Origin of the sequence: Amycolatopsis sp. Hca4, from assembly GCF_013364075.1 — a bacterium.
Lineage (GTDB): Bacteria > Actinomycetota > Actinomycetes > Mycobacteriales > Pseudonocardiaceae > Amycolatopsis.
Genome location: NZ_CP054925.1, coordinates 7,369,012 through 7,386,169 on the forward strand (window position 1 = coordinate 7,369,012; position 17,158 = coordinate 7,386,169).

A 17,158-nucleotide genomic window follows, 5' to 3' on the forward strand; every position below is an offset into this window, starting at 1 on the left:
GATTCGCGGCCACCGTGGTCGTTCCTAGCGTCGGGGCCATGTCGATCACCAGGGAATTCCTTCGCCACCCCGTGCTGACGGGCGCGATCGCGCCGAGTTCGTCGCGGCTGGCCGAAGAGATGACGGCGGGCCTCGGCCTGGAACGCGCGTCGTGCGTCGCGGAGCTCGGCCCGGGCACGGGCGTGTTCACCGAAGCGGTTCTCACCCTGCTTGGCCCCGAAGCACGCTTCACGGCTGTAGAGATCAACCCGCGTTTCGCGACGGCCTTGAGCGAGCGCTTTCCCCGCGTCGAGGTCGTCACCGGTTCGGCGGAACACCTGGCGACCGGGACCGGCTTCGACGTGGTGGTCTCCGGCCTGCCGTGGACGGCCATGCCCGCGGGCCGCCGGCAACGCATCCTCGACGCGGTCATCGCGGCACTGGCTTCGAACGGGCGGTTCACGACGTTCGCGTACGCCCACGCGGCCTGGACGCCGCCTGCACGTCGCTTCGCCGCGTTGCTGCGAAGCCGGTTCGCCGTCGTGGAGCGCACGAAGGTCGTTTGGGGCAATCTGCCGCCCGCGTTCGTCTACCGCGCGGCGCTGCCGGTGGCGGTGGGGAGGCCTCGGCGTGGCCAGCCTGCTGCGGCCCCTGCTTGACGCGCCGGCGGTGGTCGTCTACCTGGTCTGCGCGCTGGTCATCACGGCGGAAACCGCCCTGTTGCCGGGGGTCGTGCTGCCGACGTTGTCGACGCTGCTGCTGATGGGCTTCCTCGCCGAGCGGGGCACGCTCGACCTCGGGCTCGCTTGGTTGGTGGCGGTCGCTGCGGCCGTCTCGGGCGACCAGCTCGCGTACCTCGAAGGGCGCCGCTGGGGACCGCGGTTGTCCCACCGGAACGGGTGGCGGCGGGTGGAAACGGCGGTCGCGCGCTACGGCGTCCCGGCGGTGATCGCGGGCCGCTGCCTGGCCGGCGTCCGCACGCTGGTGCCCCGCGTCGCGGGCTCGGCGGCGATGCCGTACCCGCGGTTCTTGGCGGGCAGCGTGTGCGCGGCGGTGCTGTGGGCGGGCGCGGAGCTGCTGGCGGGTCACACGACGGCGCTGCTGCTCTGAAGGCGGTCCGCGGTCTCGGCGTCCGCGGGCAGGAACGTCTCCAGCTTGAGCTCCGACACGGTGACGTCGGCAGCGGTCGCGAACGTCGTGATCGCCGTGATCAGCCGCAGCTCGCCGATCGACGTGGCCAGCCGGACCGGGACCGCGAACCCCAGGTGCTCCGGGCCGGGCGGGGCCGCGGGTGGCAGGTACCCCTCCAGCTCGGCGAGCTGGGCGGCCAGCCGCTCGTCCGGCGTGCGGGCCAGGTCGTTGCGGAGGCGTTCGAGGATGTGCCGGGCCCAGTCGTCGAGGTTGGCCACGCGCGGCGCCATCCCCTGCGGGTGCAACGCCAGGCGCAGCGTGTCGAGAGGCTCGCGCAGCAGCTCCGGCGCGACACCCTCGGTGAGCAGCCGGAACCCGTCGTTCGCCGCGACCAGCACGCCGTAGCGGTCGACGACGATCGCCGGGTACGGGCGGTGGCCGTCGAGCAGCCGCCGCAGGCCGTCGAGCACCGGCCGGATCGCCGGGTCGTCGAGCCGCGTTTCGGGGTACGTCGGCGCGTAGCCGGCGGCGTGCAGCAGGCCGTTTCGCTCGCGCAGGGGCAGCTCGAGGGACTCGGCGACGCGCAGCACCATGCCGCGGCCGGGCACCGAGCGGCCGCTCTCCATGAAGCTGACGTGCCGCTGGGTCGTGCCCGCGCGCAGGGCGAGGTCGAGCTGGCTGATCCGACGGCGGGTGCGCCAGTCCTTGAGCGCCGTTCCGAAGTCCACGGGTCCATCCTGCTCGGCGCGTCCATTCCCCGCGGGGAATTGAGGGCATACCCCGGTTCCGGCGACGCTACGGCCATGACGAACTACGGCCTGGTCATCCCGACCTACCAGCCCATCCTCGACGCCGGGCGGACCGCAACCGAGCTGGTCGGCACCGCCGTCTCCGCGGAGGAGCTCGGCCTCGACTCGGTCTGGGTGGGCGACACCCTCGCGCGGGCGCCGCTGGACGCCTTGACGATGCTCGCGGCCTTCGCCGCGCGGACCTCGCGGGTCACCCTGGGGACTGCGGCGCTGCTCCCGGCCCTGCGCAACCCCATCCTGACGGCCAACCAGCTGTTGTCACTCGACCTGCTGAGCGGCGGCCGCGTCACGGTGGCGGTCGGCGCCGGGTTCGCCGGGCGCAGCGAGCCGGAGTTCGCGTTCGCGGGAGTGCCGTGGGAGCGCCGCCGGGCCCGGCTGGACGACATCGTGGCGCTTTGGCGGGCGATCTGGAGCGGCGCTGGTTCGTTCCACGGCTCGGTGCTGCACCACGACTCCCTGCCGGTGTTCCCGGCCCCGGCCAGGGCGGGCGGCCCCCCGGTGTGGCTGGCGGCGTACACGCCGGGAGCGCTGGAGCGCGTCGGCCGCCTGTACGACGGCTGGCTGCCCTACCCGCCGAACCCCGCGGACTACGGCTCGGGCCTGGCGTCGATCCGGGCGTCCGCGACCCGCCCGGTGACGCCGGCGCTGTTCGCGACGGTGCTGGTCGAGGACGATCCGGTCCGCGGCCAGGCCCTGTTGGAGGAGTACTGCGAGAGGAACTACGGCCGACCGGCGGCGTTCGTCCAGGGGATCCAGATGCAGGTCACCGGCAGTGCTGCCGAGGTGGCGGCGGAGCTGCGGAAGTACGAGGGTGCGGAGCACTTCCTGCTGCGGATCGCGAGCACTGACCCGAAGGTGTTCGACGAGCAGCTGCCGCGCGTTGCCGAGGTGGTGAATCTGCTGCGCGACCAGCCGTGATCGGAAACCTGTCGGGGGTGGCACGTAGGCTGGGACCGTGACCGACGCTCCACTGTCCGGACTCCTCACCGCCATCCTTCCCGACCCGGCCCTGCGCGGCGTGGTCGAGCGCGCCGGTGCGCCGCTGCTCGAGCTGCAGGGCCCGGTTGCCGCCCGGCAGCTCGTCGCGGCCGCCATTGCCGCCGACACCGGCGCCGGCCGTCCCGTACTGGCCGTCACCGCCACCGGGCGGGAGGCCGACGAGCTGACCGCGTCGCTCAGCGCCCTCCTGGGCAAAGGCAGAGTCGCCGACTTCCCGAGCTGGGAGACCCTCCCGCACGAACGCCTGTCCCCGCGGGCGGACACCGTCGGGCGGCGGCTCGAGGTGCTGCACCGGCTGAAGACCGGCGATGACGAGCTGCGCGTGGTCGTCGCCACCGTCCGCAGCCTGATCCAGCCCATGGCGCCCGGGCTCGGCTCGCTGCAGCCCATCGACCTGGTCGTCGGCGAGGAGACGCCGTTCGAAGAGCTCCTCGAACGGCTCGTCGAGCTCGCGTACACCCGCGTCGACATGGTCGAGAAGCGCGGCGAGTTCGCCGTCCGCGGCGGCATCCTCGACCTGTTCGGGCCCACCGCGCAGCACCCCGTCCGGGTGGAGTTCTGGGGTGACGAGGTCAGCGAGATCCGCGCGTTCGCCGTCTCCGACCAGCGGTCGCTGCCCGGCGAGATCCCGCGGGTCACCGCGCCGCCGTGCCGGGAACTGCTGCTGACCCGGCCGGTCAAGGAGAAGGCCGCGGAGCTGGCGAAGACCTACGAAGCCGACGCGCACCTGGCCGAGATGCTCACCAAGCTCGCCGACGGCATCCCCGTCGAGGGCATGGAGGCCCTCATCCCGGTGCTCTGCGAAGGCGAGCTGGAGCTGCTCACCGACGCGATGCCGGCCGGCACCCACGTCCTGCTCACCGACCCCGAGAAGATCCGCGCCCGCGCCGCCGACCTCGTCCGCACCGGCCAGGAGTTCCTCGAAGCCTCCTGGACGACGGCCGCGGCGGGCGGGCAGGCCCCGATCGACCTCGGTGCGTCCGCCTATCGCGGGCTCGACGAGATCGCCTCCCACGCGCAGGACACCAAGCGCGCCTGGTGGACGATCACCCAGCTGACCAGCGAAGACCCCGACGTCTACCGCGTCTCGGTCGAGGCCGCGCCCGCCTACCGCGGGGAGATCGAGCGCGCGACGGCGGACCTGCGCGCCCACACCGCGTCGGGCGGCACGGCGGTGCTCGTCGTCGCCGGCCACGGCACCGCGGCGCGCGCGGTCGAGCAGCTCACGAGCGCCGAAGTCCCGGCCACCCAGGCCGGTGACGGCCTCACCGGGCCGCCGGCCGCGGGCATGGTCACGGTCACCTGCGGCGGCCTCACCGACGGCTTCGTCTCGCCCGAGCGCGCGCTGGTCGTGCTCAGCGAAGCGGACCTCACCGGCCGCGGTGCCGGCGCCGGAACGTCCACAAAGGACTTCAACACCAAGATGCCGTCCCGGCGGCGCAACGCGGTCGACCCGCTCGCGCTCAAGGCCGGCGACTACGTGGTGCACGACCAGCACGGCATCGGCCGGTTCGTCGAAATGGTCCAGCGGACGGTCGCCGGCGCCACCCGCGAGTACCTGCTGCTGGAGTACGCCTCCTCGAAGCGCGGCCACCCGGGCGACCGGCTGTTCGTGCCCACCGACCAGCTCGACGAGGTCTCCCGGTACGTCGGCGGCGAGCTGCCCACGCTCAACAAGCTGGGCGGCTCCGACTGGAAGAACACCAAGGCCAAGGCCAAGAGGGCGGTCAAGGAGATCGCCGCCGAGCTCGTCCAGCTGTACGCGGCGCGCCAGTCCGCGCCCGGGCACGCCTTCGGGCCGGACACGCCGTGGCAGCACGAGCTGGAAGACGCCTTCCCGTTCACCGAGACCAACGACCAGCTCGCCGCGATCGACGAGGTCAAGGCGGACATGGAGCGAGGCGTCCCGATGGACCGCGTGATCTGCGGTGACGTCGGCTACGGCAAGACGGAGATCGCCGTGCGCGCGGCGTTCAAGGCGGTCCAGGACGGCAAGCAGGTCGCGGTCCTGGTGCCGACGACGCTGCTCGCCCAGCAGCACCTGAACACCTTCACCGAGCGCATGCGGTCGTTCCCGGTGACGATCAAGGGCCTGTCCCGCTTCACGAACAAGGCGGAGTCCGACGCGATCCTCGAGCAGCTCGCCGGCGGCGAGGTCGACATCGTCATCGGCACGCACCGCCTGCTGCAGACCGGCATCCGCTACAAGGACCTCGGCCTGGTGATCGTCGACGAGGAGCAGCGGTTCGGCGTCGAGCACAAGGAACACATCAAGGCACTGCGCACGCACGTCGACGTCCTCACGATGTCGGCGACACCGATCCCGCGCACCCTGGAGATGTCGCTGGCGGGCATCCGCGAGATGTCGACGATCCTGACCCCGCCGGAGGACAGGCACCCGATCCTGACGTACGTCGGCGCGTACGACGACAAGCAGGTGGGCGCGGCGATCCGCCGTGAGCTGCTCCGCGACGGCCAGGTCTTCTACGTCCACAACCGGGTGTCGTCGATCGAGAAGGCGGCGCGGCGGATCCGCGAGCTGGTGCCGGAGGCGCGGGTCGTCACCGCGCACGGCCAGATGAACGAGGAAAAGCTCGAGAAGATCATCCAGGGCTTCTGGGAGAACGAGTACGACGTGCTCGTCTGCACGACGATCGTCGAGACCGGCCTGGACATCTCGAACGCCAACACGCTGCTGGTCGAGCGCGGTGACCTGCTGGGGCTGGCCCAGCTGCACCAGCTGCGCGGCCGGGTCGGGCGCGGGCGCGAGCGCGGGTACGCGTACTTCCTGTACCCGCCGGAGGCGCCGCTGACGGAGACGGCGCACGACCGCCTGGCGACGATCGCCCAGAACACCGAGCTCGGCGCGGGCATGGCGGTCGCGATGAAGGACCTCGAGATCCGCGGCGCGGGCAACATCCTGGGTGCGGAGCAGTCGGGGCACATCGCGGGCGTCGGGTTCGACCTGTACGTGCGGTTGGTCGGCGAGGCGGTCGACGCGTTCCGCCGGCACGCGGGCGCCGAGCCGGCGGAGGAGGAGGAATTGGCGGAAGTCCGCGTCGACCTCCCGATCGACGCCCACATCCCGCACGACTACGTCCCGGGGGAGAGGCTGCGCCTGGAGGCGTACCGCAAGATCGCGGCGGCGCCGGACACGGAGGGGCTCGACGCGGTCCGCGAAGAGCTCATCGACCGCTACGGCCAGCCGCCGGCGCCGGTGAACAGGCTGCTGGCGGTGGCGCGGTTCCGGCACACGTGCCGCGAGGCGGGCGTGACGGAAGTGGCGGTCCAGGGCAACACGATCCGCTTCGCGCCGCTGCCGCTGCTGGATTCGCAGATGGTCCGCCTGAAGCGGCTGTACCCGAAGGCGGTGTTCAAGGCGGTGACGAACACGGTCTCGGTGCCCAAGCCGACGGAAGGCCCGGCCGGCGGCCGGATCGGCGCGCCGACGCTGCGGGACGAAGAACTGCTGGAGTGGTGCACGAAACTGCTGGTCCAGCTGACGAAGAAGCCTGCGGCCGTGTAAAGAGGGTTGGACACCGGCGCCATTTCGGGGGACTTTCCGTTGTGGCGCCTGGGTTTCGCTCGGCGGAGGTTTTAGGTTCCGCGCATGGCGGAATATCGCGAGCCGAACATCCGGGCCCGGCAGCTGGGGGAACGGCTCCTCGAGAGGATGGCGGAGAAGGGCTGGGGAGTCCGGGAAATGTCCCGGCGCCTGGAGATGAGTGCGCAGTGGGTTTCGTCGGTGACCCGCGGCCGCGCCCGCCCGGACCCGGTGAACCTGGCCAGGCTCCTGACGGTGCTGGGGGTGAAGGGTGCGGAATACCACGAGCTGATGGCCCTGGCCGACGAGATGCGCAAGCCGGGCCTGCTCGAAAACCCTGGAAACCTCCGCACCCTGATCGCGCACGAGCAGCAGGCCACCGCCATTTCTTCGTTCCACGGCGTGGTCATCCCGGGCTTGCTCCAGACCGCTGACTACGCCCGGTCGCTCGCGCACGAAATGGGCAATCCACCCGATCCCGACCGGGTGGATGAGCAGGTCTTCACCCGGCTGTCCCGCCAAGCAATCCTCGCCCGCCCCCAGTCGCGGTTCACGTTCTACCTCCACGAATTCGCGCTGCGCCTGCCGGTCGGCCCCACTCCGGCGGTGATGCGCGCCCAGCTCCACCAACTGGCGAAGGTTCGCGACAACGCCACGATCCGGGTGGTACCGGCAACCGGCGGGCATGCCGGGCTCGCCGGGGACTTCCAGCTGGTCGAGTCGGCTTCGTTCCGGCCGTTGATCTATCTGGAGAGTGAAGTTTCCGCGCTCTATCTGGAGGACCCCCGCGAAATTTCGGCTTACCGCCGCATTCTCCGCGCGCTCGCGAAGACCGCTCTCGATGAGGCAGAATCACGCATGCTCATCACCCGACTCGCGCGAGACCTCCCGGGAGTGAACATGCCCGAAAAATGGCGAAAGAGCACCCACAGCAGTCAAGCCGATTGTGTCGAGGTGGCCATCGATCGGCCGGTCCTGATCCGGGACACCAAGGACCGTGAAGGCGGCACCCTCACCGCCTCCACCCCCGCCTGGCGCGAGCTCCTTACCCGACTTCGCTGAACATCGGCGGCAGAGCCTCCGCCAGCCCCATCCGCACCGACTCGACCGGCACCGGAACCGCTCCGGCGCCCGACATCGGCTGCGGCCGGGGCCGTCGCGGCTTGCGGGACCCCGCTCCTCCGCCCCGCCCCGGGTACACCAGCAACCCGCGCACCGGGTCCGGGACCGCGTCCAGGGCCGCCGTCACGACCGGCAACGCTCGGAACGCGTCCCTTCTCTCCTCCGTCGTGAACTCGATCTCCAGCACCACACCCCAGCGGTGCTCGTGCCAAACCCACTGCTCAGCGCCGTTCGTCAGCGCCGCTTCGGTGAGTGCGTCCCCTCGTTCCAGGCGCCACAGCGAAGCCGAATGCTCCCCGTCGAACACTTCGATGGTCAGCCAATGGTCCATATGTCGACATTACCGCCGCCGCGACCTCATGGGTGTTGCGTTTCGGGGGCGATGATGTGAGAGGGTATGGCCTGTGATGCGGATCATGGGGCGCCCTCGCGCGCTGGTCGCGGTCGTTGCCGGTGCTCTTCTGCTCGCCGGGTGCGGTTCCGGTCCGAGTCAGGTCGGCAGCGCCGTCATCGTCGGCGACCGGTCGGTTTCCCTGGACAGCGTGCAGTCGATGATCGACCAGGCCGTCCGCGACCACCCGTACGCGCGCAAGCTCGCCGCCGAGCACAAGCTCGACCTGCTGGGCCGCGAGATCGTCCGGCAGACCGTCATCCACGAGCTGACCGTGCGCGCGAGCGAGTCGGAAAACCTCGTCGCCGACCAGGCGAAGGTCGCCGGTCTGGCCGCGCAGGTGCGCAACGTGCCCGTCGCCGACACCGGGCAGGGCGACCAGGTCGCGCTCACCCAGATCGTCTCGCAGCTGCGTGACCACAACGAGGTCGCGAGCGACGTCGTCCTCGAGCAGCAGCTCGCGCAGAAGCAGCTGCCGAAGCTGTCCGTCGGCGCGGACTACGTCGGCATCAGCGCCACCGCCGACAACGACCAGGCCGCCCGCACCCGCGCCTTCGACCTCGCGAAGGAGTTCGCCGACGACCCCGGCAAGGTCCAGGGCGTCGTCCAGCAGGCGCAGAAGGAAGGCCAGCAGGCCCAGCAGACCGGCATGCCCGGCCCCAGCGGCTACTCCGCCGGCCAGTCCGCCGAGCTCTTCAGCGCCGCCCAGTACGTCGGCCTGGCGTCGACCGCGCTCTTCGGCACCGAGACGAACCACGTCGTCGTCTTCCAGGCGCAGAAGCCGCAGAGCCCCGACTGGTTCGTCTTCTTCATCCGCGCCCGCGGCACCGACAAGGCCGTCCCGGCCGACCAGGAAGCCCAGAAGCCGACCGACGCGCAGCTGACCGCGGTCGGCACCCGGCTGCTGCAGCCGTACCTCGGCCAGAGCGGCCTGCGGGTCAACCCGCGGTACGGCGTGTGGGATGTTGTGGGCATGAACCTCGTGCCGAACAAGGACGCCGTCCAGGGCGTCGTGCTGCCCGCTCGCGGTGCCGCGCCCGCGCAGCAGTGAGCACGGGTGTCGTCGTAGTCGTCCGCGGGACGACGCTGCCCGGTGCGGCGCTGAAGATCCTGCGTGAGTCACCCGCCGTCTACGCGGCCACGGACGTCGATCCCGCCGCGTTCGGCGTCCCGGCCGTCACCGAGGCGCCGTCGCTGAAGGACGTCGTCCTGCTCGCCGGGTCGCGGGACGAGCCGGCCGCGGCGCTGCTCATCGCGACCGGTGCCGACGTCATCGAGACGCCGGTGCCGCCACTGGTCGAGGCGGCCGAGGTGATGGACCGGCTGCGTTCGCCGGGCGGCTGCCCGTGGGACGCCGTCCAGACGCACGAGTCGCTGCGGCAGTACCTGGTCGAGGAGACCTACGAGCTGCTCGACGCCATCGAAGAGGGCGACCGCGAGGCGCTGCGCGAAGAACTCGGCGACGTCCTGCTGCAGGTCCTCTTCCACGCACGGGTGGCGGCCGAGGACACCGACGACCCGTTCGGCATCGACGAGGTCGCCGCCGCGCTGGTCGCGAAGCTGGTCGGGCGGCACCCGCACGTCTTCGCCGACGACGGCCCGGTGCACACCGTCGAGCACCAGAACCTCAAGTGGGAAGAGCTGAAGCAGCGCGAGAAGCAGCGCCGGTCCATTGTGGACGGCGTGGCGCTCGGGCAGCCCGCCGTCGCGCTGGCGGGCAAGCTGGGGCAGCGCTCCGGGCGCGCGGGCATTCCGCTCGACCTGTTCCCCGACGGCGTCGGGGCGGCCGCCCAGCTGTTCCGCATCGCGGCCACCGCGCGCCGGGCGGGGGTCGACGCCGAGGGTGAGCTGCGGGCGGTGGCGAAGCAGTTCGCCAAGGACATCCGGGCCGCCGAGCAGGCCGCCCGCGACGCCGGGCTGGAGCCGACCACCCTGGAGGCCGACGGCTGGCGGAAGTTCTGGCCGTCCCGTTCGTTGTGATGCAGCACACATCCGGGTGAGAACCGTTTCGGCTCACCCGGCGTCTTGCTTGGTGTGAGACACCCGTCACTGGAAGTCGCGGATGAGGAGCACCTCGTCCGGCGCACGGCCATGGGCGATCGCGCGGCGTTCGAGGAGCTCTACCGCCGCACGGCGCCCTGGCTCGCCGTGCGCCTGCGCCGCCGGTGCGCGGACGAGCAGATCGTCGCTGAGGTCATGCAGGAGACGTTCCTGGCCGTCTGGCGGGCGGCGGGGTCGTTCGCGGGCGCGGCCACCGGCGGCAGCGCGGTCGGGTGGGTCTGGACGATCGCGGCGCGCCGTCTGGTCGACGCGTTCCGCCGCCGGGCGCACCACGCCCAGCCACCGCCGGAGGTCGCGCTCGACGTGGCACCGGTGGCGGGAGCGGAGGAGGAACTGCTCGCCTCGACGATGGGCGACGAGGTCGGCGCCGCGTTGCGCGACCTGGCGCCGGAGCTGCGGGCGGTGCTGCAGGCGATGGTGCTCGACGGGCTGACGGTCCGGGAGACGGCCGTCCTGCTGGGCTTGCCGGAGGGAACGGTCAAGACCCGCGCACGCCGGGCGCGGATCGCATTGCGGGAGGCACTGTCATGAACCACGCGCCGGAGCAGCTCATCGTCGCGTACGTGGCGGGCGAAGACCTCCCGGGTGATCAGCTCTGGGGCCTCGAAGCGCACCTCGAGGCCTGCCGGGTCTGCCGGGAGCGGCTGGCCGAAATCGCGCCGGTCGAGCCGGTGGTGGACCTGGTCTGGAGCCGGCTCTCGGTCGAGGTCCGGCTGCCGTCCGGCCCGTTCCACGAGCCCGCCCCCGCGCCACGGCCGCAGCGGCGACGCCGGCGGTGGCGGTGGCTCGGCACCTGGGTCACCCCCGCGATGGCGCCGTGGCTGGCGATGATCGCGGCCGTCACGCTGGCGGCGATCCTGCTCGACAGCGTCTGGCGCGCGGCGCTGGACGTGACAGCGGTGCAGCTCTTCGCGCCGGTGCTGCCGGTGCTCGGCGTCGCCGTCTCGTGGGCGCGGGGGCTCGATCCGGCGTACGAGGTCGTCACCGCGACCCCGCGCGCGGGGCTGTACCTGGTCGTCCGGCGGACGGTCGCGGTGCTCGCCGTCGTCCTGCCGGTGCTGGCGGTTTCCGGGTGGCTGACCGGCACGCAGCCGGCGCTCTGGCTGCTGCCGAGCCTGGCCTTCACCACCGGCACGCTCGCGCTCGGCGGGCTGGTCGGTGTCGGCCGGGCGGCGTACGCGCTGGTCGTGGTGTGGGTGGCGATCGTCGTGCTGCCGGCGTTCATCCAGCGGGGAGAAGCGTTTTCGCTCGGCACCGGCGCGCTGCCGGTGTGGGCCGGGGTCTTCGTGCTGACCACGGTGGTCGTTGCCCTGCGCGGGCCGGCGTTCACCCGGCTCGGCGCACGTCACTAGCTCTTCAGGGGAGGAAAGCATGCGGGCAGTAGGGGCCGCCGAGGTCGCACCGTCGACGTACGCCTGGGAAATCCGGGCGGAGGCGCTGAAGGTGCGGGTGGGACGGCGGAAGATGGCCGTGGACGGGCTGGACCTGTCCCTCGGCAAGGGCGTGCACGGGCTGCTCGGCCCGAACGGCGCCGGCAAGACGACGCTGATCCGGGCGCTGGCCACGGTGCTGCGGCCGGCGTCGGGCAGCCTGTCGCTGCTCGGCACCCCGGTCGGCGGGCACACCGGCCAGCGCGAGCTGCGCCGCCGGATCGGGTACCTGCCGCAGGACTTCGGGTACTACAAGCGGTTCACCGTCCGCGAGTTCGTCGAATACCTGGCCTGGCTCAAGGAAATGTCCAAAGAGGACATCCCGGGGGCGGTCCAGCGGGCCGTCGAGCGGGTGGGCCTGGCCGACCGCGCCGACGACCGGATGAAGACCCTGTCGGGCGGCATGGTCCGCCGGGTGGGCATCGCCCAGGCGATCGTCAACGACCCGGACATCCTGCTGCTCGACGAGCCGACGGCCGGCCTCGACCCGGCGCAGCGGCTCCGGTTCCGCGAACTGGTCCAGGACCTGGGCCGCGACTCGTGCGTGCTGATCTCGACGCACCTGGTGGAGGACGTCGCCACGGCGTGCACGGACGTGGTGCTGTTCGCGGCGGGCAAGCTGGTGTTCCAGGGGACGCCGGAGGGGCTGGCCGCGGCGGGCACGCTCGAGCACGGGGAGACAGCCCGATCGAGCGTGGGTATTCGGCGCTGCTGAACCACGAGCCGGGCCGGGGGGCGTGGTGATCTTCCGCATCGAACTGCGGCGCTCGATCGCGCCCTGGGTGGGCCTCGCGCTGGTCGTCCTCGCGCTCGCGTACCTCTTCCTGCTCACCGGACCGTGGTGGAAGAACCCGGGCGCCTGGTTCGCGAACACCACCACGACCGCGCTGTGGATCCGGTACCTGCTGCAGTTCCTCTGGCCCGTCGTGGTCGGCGCCGGCGCCATCCAGGGCATGCGCGACAGCCGCTCCGGCATGGTCGAACTGCTGGCGACGACACCGCGGCCGGCGTGGCAGCGGGCGATCCGGCTGGCCGGCGCGCTCGGCGCGCTGACCGCACTCGGCTACCTGGCCGTGTTCGGCGTCGGCGTCGGCGAAGTACTGGCCCACGACGGGTTCGTCTCGGCCGTCTTCGTTCCCGTCCTCGGCATCGGGGTGCTCGCGGTGGTCGCCGGCGGCTGGCTCGGCCTGGCGGTCGGGCGGCTGCTGCCGCACCCGCTGACCGCGCCCGGGCTGGCCGTGGTGGCCTTCGCCGGGACGATCCTCTGCTGGATTTCGCTCGAGCCGGGGCTGGACGCGGTGCTGCCGCACCGGGTCGGCACGCTGACGCCGTCGCTGGCCGAGCCGCGGGGCTCGATGGTGACGACGGCTGCGGCGGTCGACGCCGGGCAGGTGGCGTGGTTCCTCGGCCTCGCCGTCACCGGATTTCTGCTGCTGTCGGTGCAGTCCGTGCGCGCGCGGCTGCTGAGCCTGCTGCCGCTGGCCGCCGGGGTCGCCCTCGCGCTGCCGCTGTTCCCCGCGGAGGTCTTCGCCGCCGACGACGTCGCCGCCCGGAAGGTCTGCGACGGGCCGGTCTGTGTGGCGGAGATGCACCGGGACCGCCTGGCCGCGTTGGCCGGTCCGGGCCGCGAAGCCCTCGCCCTGCTGGCGAAGCTGCCGGGCGCGCCGACGCGGGTGGAGGAGGAGGTCCTGCCCGACTCCCCGACCGCGCCCGCCCGGCGCGACCCCGGCGTGGTCTACCTCGACTTCCAGCGCAACGACGTCCTGCTCCGGGCGGACGCGAGCGACCTGCGGCTGGCGGTGCTGTCCGGCGCGGGGGTGCCGCCGTGCGTGCCGCCGAGCCACGCGGACGTGTCCGACATGGGCGCCCGGATGATCGCGGCGGCGTACTTCACCGGGGAGCTGAAGCTGCTGCCCGAGTTCACCCGGAACTGGTTCAGCTCGAAACGGGACGTGTTCGAGCAGCTGTGGGCGAAGTTCCGGGCTTTGCCCGAAGACGTGCAGTTCACTCGGGTGGTCGCGCTGCGCCGGGCGTTGCTGACGTGCCAGGGCGACCCGCTGGAAACGCTGGTGTCGCGATGAGGTGGGCGGTGCTGTACGCGCGTTCGCGGCAGCTGCCGGCAGCCTTCGCGGCCTTGCTGGTGGCGACGTCCGCGGTGTGGTTGCTGGGCCGGGACGGGTGGAACGGGGTCCTCGTCGCGCTGGCGCTGACCACCGCGGTCGCGGTGACGGCGATCGGGCTCAGCGGCCAGGACCCCGAGCTCGACCGGACGGCGGCCCGGCCGTGGCCGGTCCGGCGGTTCGCCCACCTGGCGCTGATCGCGGTGGTGGCCGGGGCGGTGGTGCTGGGGATCCAGCAGCTCGGGCCGGCCCAGGTGGCCGCGTCGGTCATCATCCGCGACGCGGCGGGCCTGGCGGGGCTGGCGGGCTTGGCGGCCACGGTCGCGGGCGGCCAGTTCGGCTGGACGCTCCCGCTGGTGTGGTGCGCGATCGCGCCGTTCGTCCGCGACAACGGATCGACGGCCGAGCGAGTACTGGCGTGGCTGCTGCAACCACCGCAAACGGCGGCCGCCACCTGGACGGCGGCGGTCCTGGCGGTTGCGGGGGCCGTGGCGTACACCGCCTGGGGTGGCCGCCGGTAGCTCGTGGGAGCCTGGGCGGGTGATGGGCGGACGGGCCGAGCACCCGCAGCTGTGGGCGTTCCTCGAGGCACTGCACCCGGGGGAGCTCCTCACCGGCACCGTGGCGGCGATCGAGCGGTTCGGCGTGTTCGTGGCCCTGGACGACGGCCCCGCGCACCCGGTCTTCCCCGGCGTCGGGTTCGTCGTCTACCCCGAGCTTTCGTGGCGGCGGTTCGCCGCCGCCACCGACGTCGTGCAGGTCGGTGCGCGTGTGTCCGGCGAGTTCCTCGCGTTCGACACGACGAACCTGGAAGCCCGGCTGTCCCTGCGGGCGACCCAGCCGGACCCGTTCCAGGCGTTCGCCGACACCACCACAACCGGACGGCAACTGCGTGGCCGGGTCACCCTGCTGAGCCCGGTCGGCGTCTTCGTCGAGGTCGCCGACGGAGTCGAAGGACTGGTCAGGGAGCCCATCGGCGAGATCCGGGTCGGCGACGAGCTCACGGTGGTCGTGACCGGGATGGACCGCGTGGGGCGCAAACTCACCCTCGCGCCGGGGCCGCCGGAGTGCTCCCGCGCTTGACCGATCACACGTTCCGGATGTTCGACTCCAGTGGTTCGCGGTCCCAGTCCTCGACGGAGTCGGAGGGCTGGCCAGGGAGCCCATCGGCGAAAGCCGGGTCGGCGACCAGATCTCGGTCGTCGTGGCCGGGATCGACCGGGTGGGGCGCAAACTCACCCTCGCGCCAGGGCCGCAGGAGCGCTCCCACGGCCCCGTCTGACCGATCACACGTTGCGGATGTTCGACTCCAGTGATTCGCGGTCCCAGGCCCCGACGGAGTCGAAGGACTGGTCAGGGAGCCCACCGGAGAAAGCCGGGTCGGCGACGAGCTCTCGGTGGTGGTGACCGGAATCGACCGCGTGGGGCGCAAGCTCACCCTCGCGCCGGGGCCGCAGGAGCACCTCCGCGGCCCCGCCTGATCGATCACACGTTCCGGATGTTCGACTCCAGTTCCAACGGCTCGCGGTCCCAGTCCTCGACGCCGAAGGCCAGAATCCGCTCCGGGTGGATGCGGATCACCGCGTCGTCGAAGTGGTTGTCCGGGAGGTTCACGCCCACCAGGGCCTCCGCGCGGCCGCGGATCTCCAGGCAGCGCACGCGCCACGGGTTCGTCGATGGCAGGTCGTCGACCACGAACGCCACGCGGTCGTGCGTGGCTATGTTGCGGAACTTCTTGCTGTTCCGCAGGTTGTGGCCGGTGACGTCGATCGTCTGCTCGTCCGGGTTGTAGCGGAAGCCGACCGGGTTGGCCTGGAGCGTTCCGTCCGGCTGCTGGGTCGCCAGCCGGCCCAGTGGCTGGGCGGCGAGGTAGGCGAGTTCTGCTTCGGTGAACATGACCGAAGCCTCCAACTTCAAGCTCTGTTGAAGTCAAGGACCAGCGAGGCGAACCTCGCCCCGATCCGGTGGTGGGCCGCCGGGGACGGGTGGAGGGCGTCCGGCAGCGGCAGGTCCGCGAAGTCCTCCTCGCCGTAGAGCGCCAAGCCGTCGAGGTAGCTCAGGTTCGGGTCCTCGCGCTGCGCCACGATCCGGGCCAGCTCCTCCCGGATGACCTCCAGCGTCAGCTTGCCCGGGCCCGGCTCGCCGGTCGCCCGGAAACGCACGAAACCGGAAGCCAGTGCCTCGTGGTCGAAGTCGCCCGGGCCCGGCGTGCGCTCGTGGATCGGGCAGTACAGGGGCGAGACGACCAGGAGCGGCGTGTCCGGGTGGCCGTCGCGGATCGTGTCGAGGAACCCGTGCACCGCGGGCCCGAACGCGCGCAGGCGCATCAGGTCCGCGTTGACCACGTTGATGCCCAGCTTGACGCTGATCAGGTCGGCCGGGGTGTCCCGCAGCGCCCGCGCGGTGAACGGGTCGAGCAGCGCGTTGCCGCTGAAGCCCAGGTTGACCAGCTCGACCCCGGCGGCGAGCGCGGCCACCGCGGTCCACGTCGTCGACGGGCTGATCGCGTTCGAGCCCTGGCTGATCGAACTGCCGTGGTGCAGCCACACCCGGTCCGCCCGGGGCGACGGCGAAACCGGCGCGTCGGTGCGCAAGGCCACCAACGTCGTCAGTTCGTTGTGCGGCAACCAGATCTCGATGTCCTTGTCGTGCCCGGGGAGGTCCGCGAACCGGACGCCGGCGGGTGCGGTCGCCTGGGCGGCGAGCTTGCCGTCGACCAGCAGGTCGTAAACGCCGTCGGGCCGTGGCGGCGCGCCCGGGTACTCGACCTTCGTCGCCAGCGTGTCGAGTTCGATCACGCGGGCGCTCGTCCGGAACCGCAGCCGCACGCCCGCGGGCTGGGCCTCCGCCATGGCGAGCCGCGGGTCGGTGTTCTGCGCCCGCGCGCGGGCCGGGAGCCGGTGCGGCACCAGGCCGCCTTCGGTGCGTTCGAGTTCGAGGGCGCCGCGGACGAGCTCCGCGGTCAGGGGGATGTCGATCACGATCGTGGCCAATCACGCAGGAGGGAGTCGAGGACGGCGAGGATGCGCACCCAGCTGTCCGCCGCCGCGGGCGCGCTGTGGTCGAACCCGCCCTGGGTTTCGAGGCTGACGAACCCGTGGAAGACGCTGCCCAGCAGCCGCACCGCGTGCGTTTCGTCCGGCCCGGTCAGGTCGTAGCCGCGCAGGATCGCGCGCATCAGCTCGGCGTGCCGGGGACCGGCGCTCGCGGCGGCGGTCTCCGGGTCGAGCCGCAGCTGGGCGGCGGCGTACCGGCCGGGGTGCTCCCGGGCGTAGTTGCGGTAGACGTCGGCGAAGGCGACGAGCGCGTCCCGTCCGGCCCGGCCCGCGAGGGCGGCGGCCGCCCGGACGGCGAGCTCGTCCAGCGCCAGCAGCGCGACCTTGGTCCGCAGGTCGTGCGCGTTCTTGACGTGCGAATACAGGCTGGCGACCTGCACGCCCAGCCGCCGGGCCAGCTCCGACGGCGTCAGCCGGTCGAAGCCGAGCTCGTCGGCCAGCTCCGCGCCGGCGCGCACCACGCTCTCCGTGGTCAGTCCCGCTCGAACCATTAACCTTCTCCTGTTCGCCTAAAGC

17 protein-coding genes and 1 pseudogene are annotated in these 17,158 nt (G+C 72.2%); 13 read left to right on the forward strand and 5 right to left on the reverse strand.

The features are described from left to right. Positions 1 to 38: 38 nt before the first annotated feature. On the forward strand, positions 39 to 638 hold the full coding sequence (locus HUT10_RS33345; protein WP_176174819.1) for a class I SAM-dependent methyltransferase: 600 nt from the start codon (positions 39 to 41) through the stop codon (positions 636 to 638). Beyond that, positions 610 to 1,089 (forward strand): DedA family protein, encoded by a 480-nt coding sequence (locus tag HUT10_RS33350; RefSeq protein WP_176174820.1) that lies wholly within the window; start codon positions 610 to 612, stop codon positions 1,087 to 1,089. The genes HUT10_RS33345 and HUT10_RS33350 overlap by 29 nt, the downstream gene beginning before the upstream one ends. On the opposite strand, the gene HUT10_RS33355 is transcribed toward HUT10_RS33350, so the two are convergent. After that, complete coding sequence (locus HUT10_RS33355) at positions 1,065 to 1,838, reverse strand: helix-turn-helix transcriptional regulator (RefSeq protein ID WP_176174821.1); 774 nt, start codon at positions 1,836 to 1,838, stop codon at positions 1,065 to 1,067. The genes HUT10_RS33350 and HUT10_RS33355 overlap by 25 nt on opposite strands. A gap of 75 nt (positions 1,839 to 1,913) precedes the next feature. Here HUT10_RS33355 and HUT10_RS33360 point away from each other — a divergent pair, with 75 nt between their 5' ends. From HUT10_RS33360 to HUT10_RS33370, 3 genes are all read left to right on the forward strand, one after another. Next, complete coding sequence (locus HUT10_RS33360; RefSeq protein WP_176174822.1) at positions 1,914 to 2,837, forward strand: LLM class flavin-dependent oxidoreductase; 924 nt, start codon at positions 1,914 to 1,916, stop codon at positions 2,835 to 2,837. A gap of 52 nt (positions 2,838 to 2,889) precedes the next feature. Continuing rightward, positions 2,890 to 6,444 carry a transcription-repair coupling factor gene (mfd, locus tag HUT10_RS33365; RefSeq protein ID WP_176178141.1) on the forward strand — a complete coding sequence of 1,185 codons (3,555 nt, stop codon included), beginning with the start codon at positions 2,890 to 2,892 and terminating at the stop codon, positions 6,442 to 6,444. An 84-nt stretch (positions 6,445 to 6,528) separates the two neighbouring features. Then, entirely contained in the window at positions 6,529 to 7,524 is a 996-nt protein-coding gene (locus HUT10_RS33370) for a Scr1 family TA system antitoxin-like transcriptional regulator (RefSeq protein WP_217709659.1), read from the forward strand. On the opposite strand, the gene HUT10_RS33380 is transcribed toward HUT10_RS33370, so the two are convergent. Beyond that, positions 7,508 to 7,915: a hypothetical protein gene (locus HUT10_RS33380; protein WP_176174823.1), complete on the reverse strand. Its 408-nt coding sequence runs from the start codon at positions 7,913 to 7,915 to the stop codon at positions 7,508 to 7,510. The two genes, HUT10_RS33370 and HUT10_RS33380, sit on opposite strands and share 17 nt — an antisense overlap. Before the next feature lie 85 nt (positions 7,916 to 8,000). Here HUT10_RS33380 and HUT10_RS33385 point away from each other — a divergent pair, with 85 nt between their 5' ends. From HUT10_RS33385 to HUT10_RS33420, 8 genes and pseudogenes are all read left to right on the forward strand, one after another. Continuing rightward, the gene (locus tag HUT10_RS33385; protein WP_254897125.1) at positions 8,001 to 9,026 is read left to right on the forward strand and encodes a hypothetical protein; all 1,026 of its coding nucleotides are present in this window, start codon (positions 8,001 to 8,003) and stop codon (positions 9,024 to 9,026) included. Continuing rightward, positions 9,023 to 9,955, forward strand: coding sequence for a MazG family protein (locus HUT10_RS33390; protein ID WP_176174825.1), 933 nt, complete (start codon positions 9,023 to 9,025; stop codon positions 9,953 to 9,955). Before HUT10_RS33385 ends, HUT10_RS33390 begins: the two co-directional genes overlap by 4 nt. 54 nt (positions 9,956 to 10,009) lie before the next feature. Next, entirely contained in the window at positions 10,010 to 10,567 is a 558-nt protein-coding gene (locus HUT10_RS33395) for an RNA polymerase sigma factor (RefSeq protein WP_176174826.1), read from the forward strand. Further along, on the forward strand, positions 10,564 to 11,388 hold the full coding sequence (locus tag HUT10_RS33400; RefSeq protein WP_176174827.1) for a zf-HC2 domain-containing protein: 825 nt from the start codon (positions 10,564 to 10,566) through the stop codon (positions 11,386 to 11,388). Before HUT10_RS33395 ends, HUT10_RS33400 begins: the two co-directional genes overlap by 4 nt. 19 nt (positions 11,389 to 11,407) lie before the next feature. Next, positions 11,408 to 12,210 (forward strand): annotated as a pseudogene (locus tag HUT10_RS33405) (ABC transporter ATP-binding protein). Next, complete coding sequence (locus tag HUT10_RS33410) at positions 12,207 to 13,547, forward strand: hypothetical protein (protein ID WP_254897127.1); 1,341 nt, start codon at positions 12,207 to 12,209, stop codon at positions 13,545 to 13,547. Before HUT10_RS33405 ends, HUT10_RS33410 begins: the two are co-directional and overlap by 4 nt. Beyond that, positions 13,544 to 14,107, forward strand: coding sequence for a hypothetical protein (locus HUT10_RS33415; protein ID WP_176174829.1), 564 nt, complete (start codon positions 13,544 to 13,546; stop codon positions 14,105 to 14,107). Before HUT10_RS33410 ends, HUT10_RS33415 begins: the two co-directional genes overlap by 4 nt. A 22-nt stretch (positions 14,108 to 14,129) precedes the next feature. Then, positions 14,130 to 14,669, forward strand: a complete 540-nt coding sequence (locus HUT10_RS33420) for a S1 RNA-binding domain-containing protein (RefSeq protein WP_176178143.1) — start codon at positions 14,130 to 14,132, stop codon at positions 14,667 to 14,669. A 402-nt stretch (positions 14,670 to 15,071) separates the two neighbouring features. On the opposite strand, the gene HUT10_RS33425 is transcribed toward HUT10_RS33420, so the two are convergent. The 3 genes from HUT10_RS33425 to HUT10_RS33435 are packed head-to-tail and all read right to left on the reverse strand — an operon-like array spanning position 15,072 to position 17,133. Then, positions 15,072 to 15,482: a PPOX class F420-dependent oxidoreductase gene (locus tag HUT10_RS33425; protein WP_176174830.1), complete on the reverse strand. Its 411-nt coding sequence runs from the start codon at positions 15,480 to 15,482 to the stop codon at positions 15,072 to 15,074. Between the two features lie 17 nt (positions 15,483 to 15,499). Beyond that, positions 15,500 to 16,567: an SGNH/GDSL hydrolase family protein gene (locus tag HUT10_RS33430; protein WP_176178144.1), complete on the reverse strand. Its 1,068-nt coding sequence runs from the start codon at positions 16,565 to 16,567 to the stop codon at positions 15,500 to 15,502. Continuing rightward, positions 16,564 to 17,133 (reverse strand): TetR/AcrR family transcriptional regulator, encoded by a 570-nt coding sequence (locus HUT10_RS33435; protein ID WP_176174831.1) that lies wholly within the window; start codon positions 17,131 to 17,133, stop codon positions 16,564 to 16,566. The genes HUT10_RS33430 and HUT10_RS33435 overlap by 4 nt, the downstream gene beginning before the upstream one ends. Positions 17,134 to 17,158: the final 25 nt, after the last annotated feature.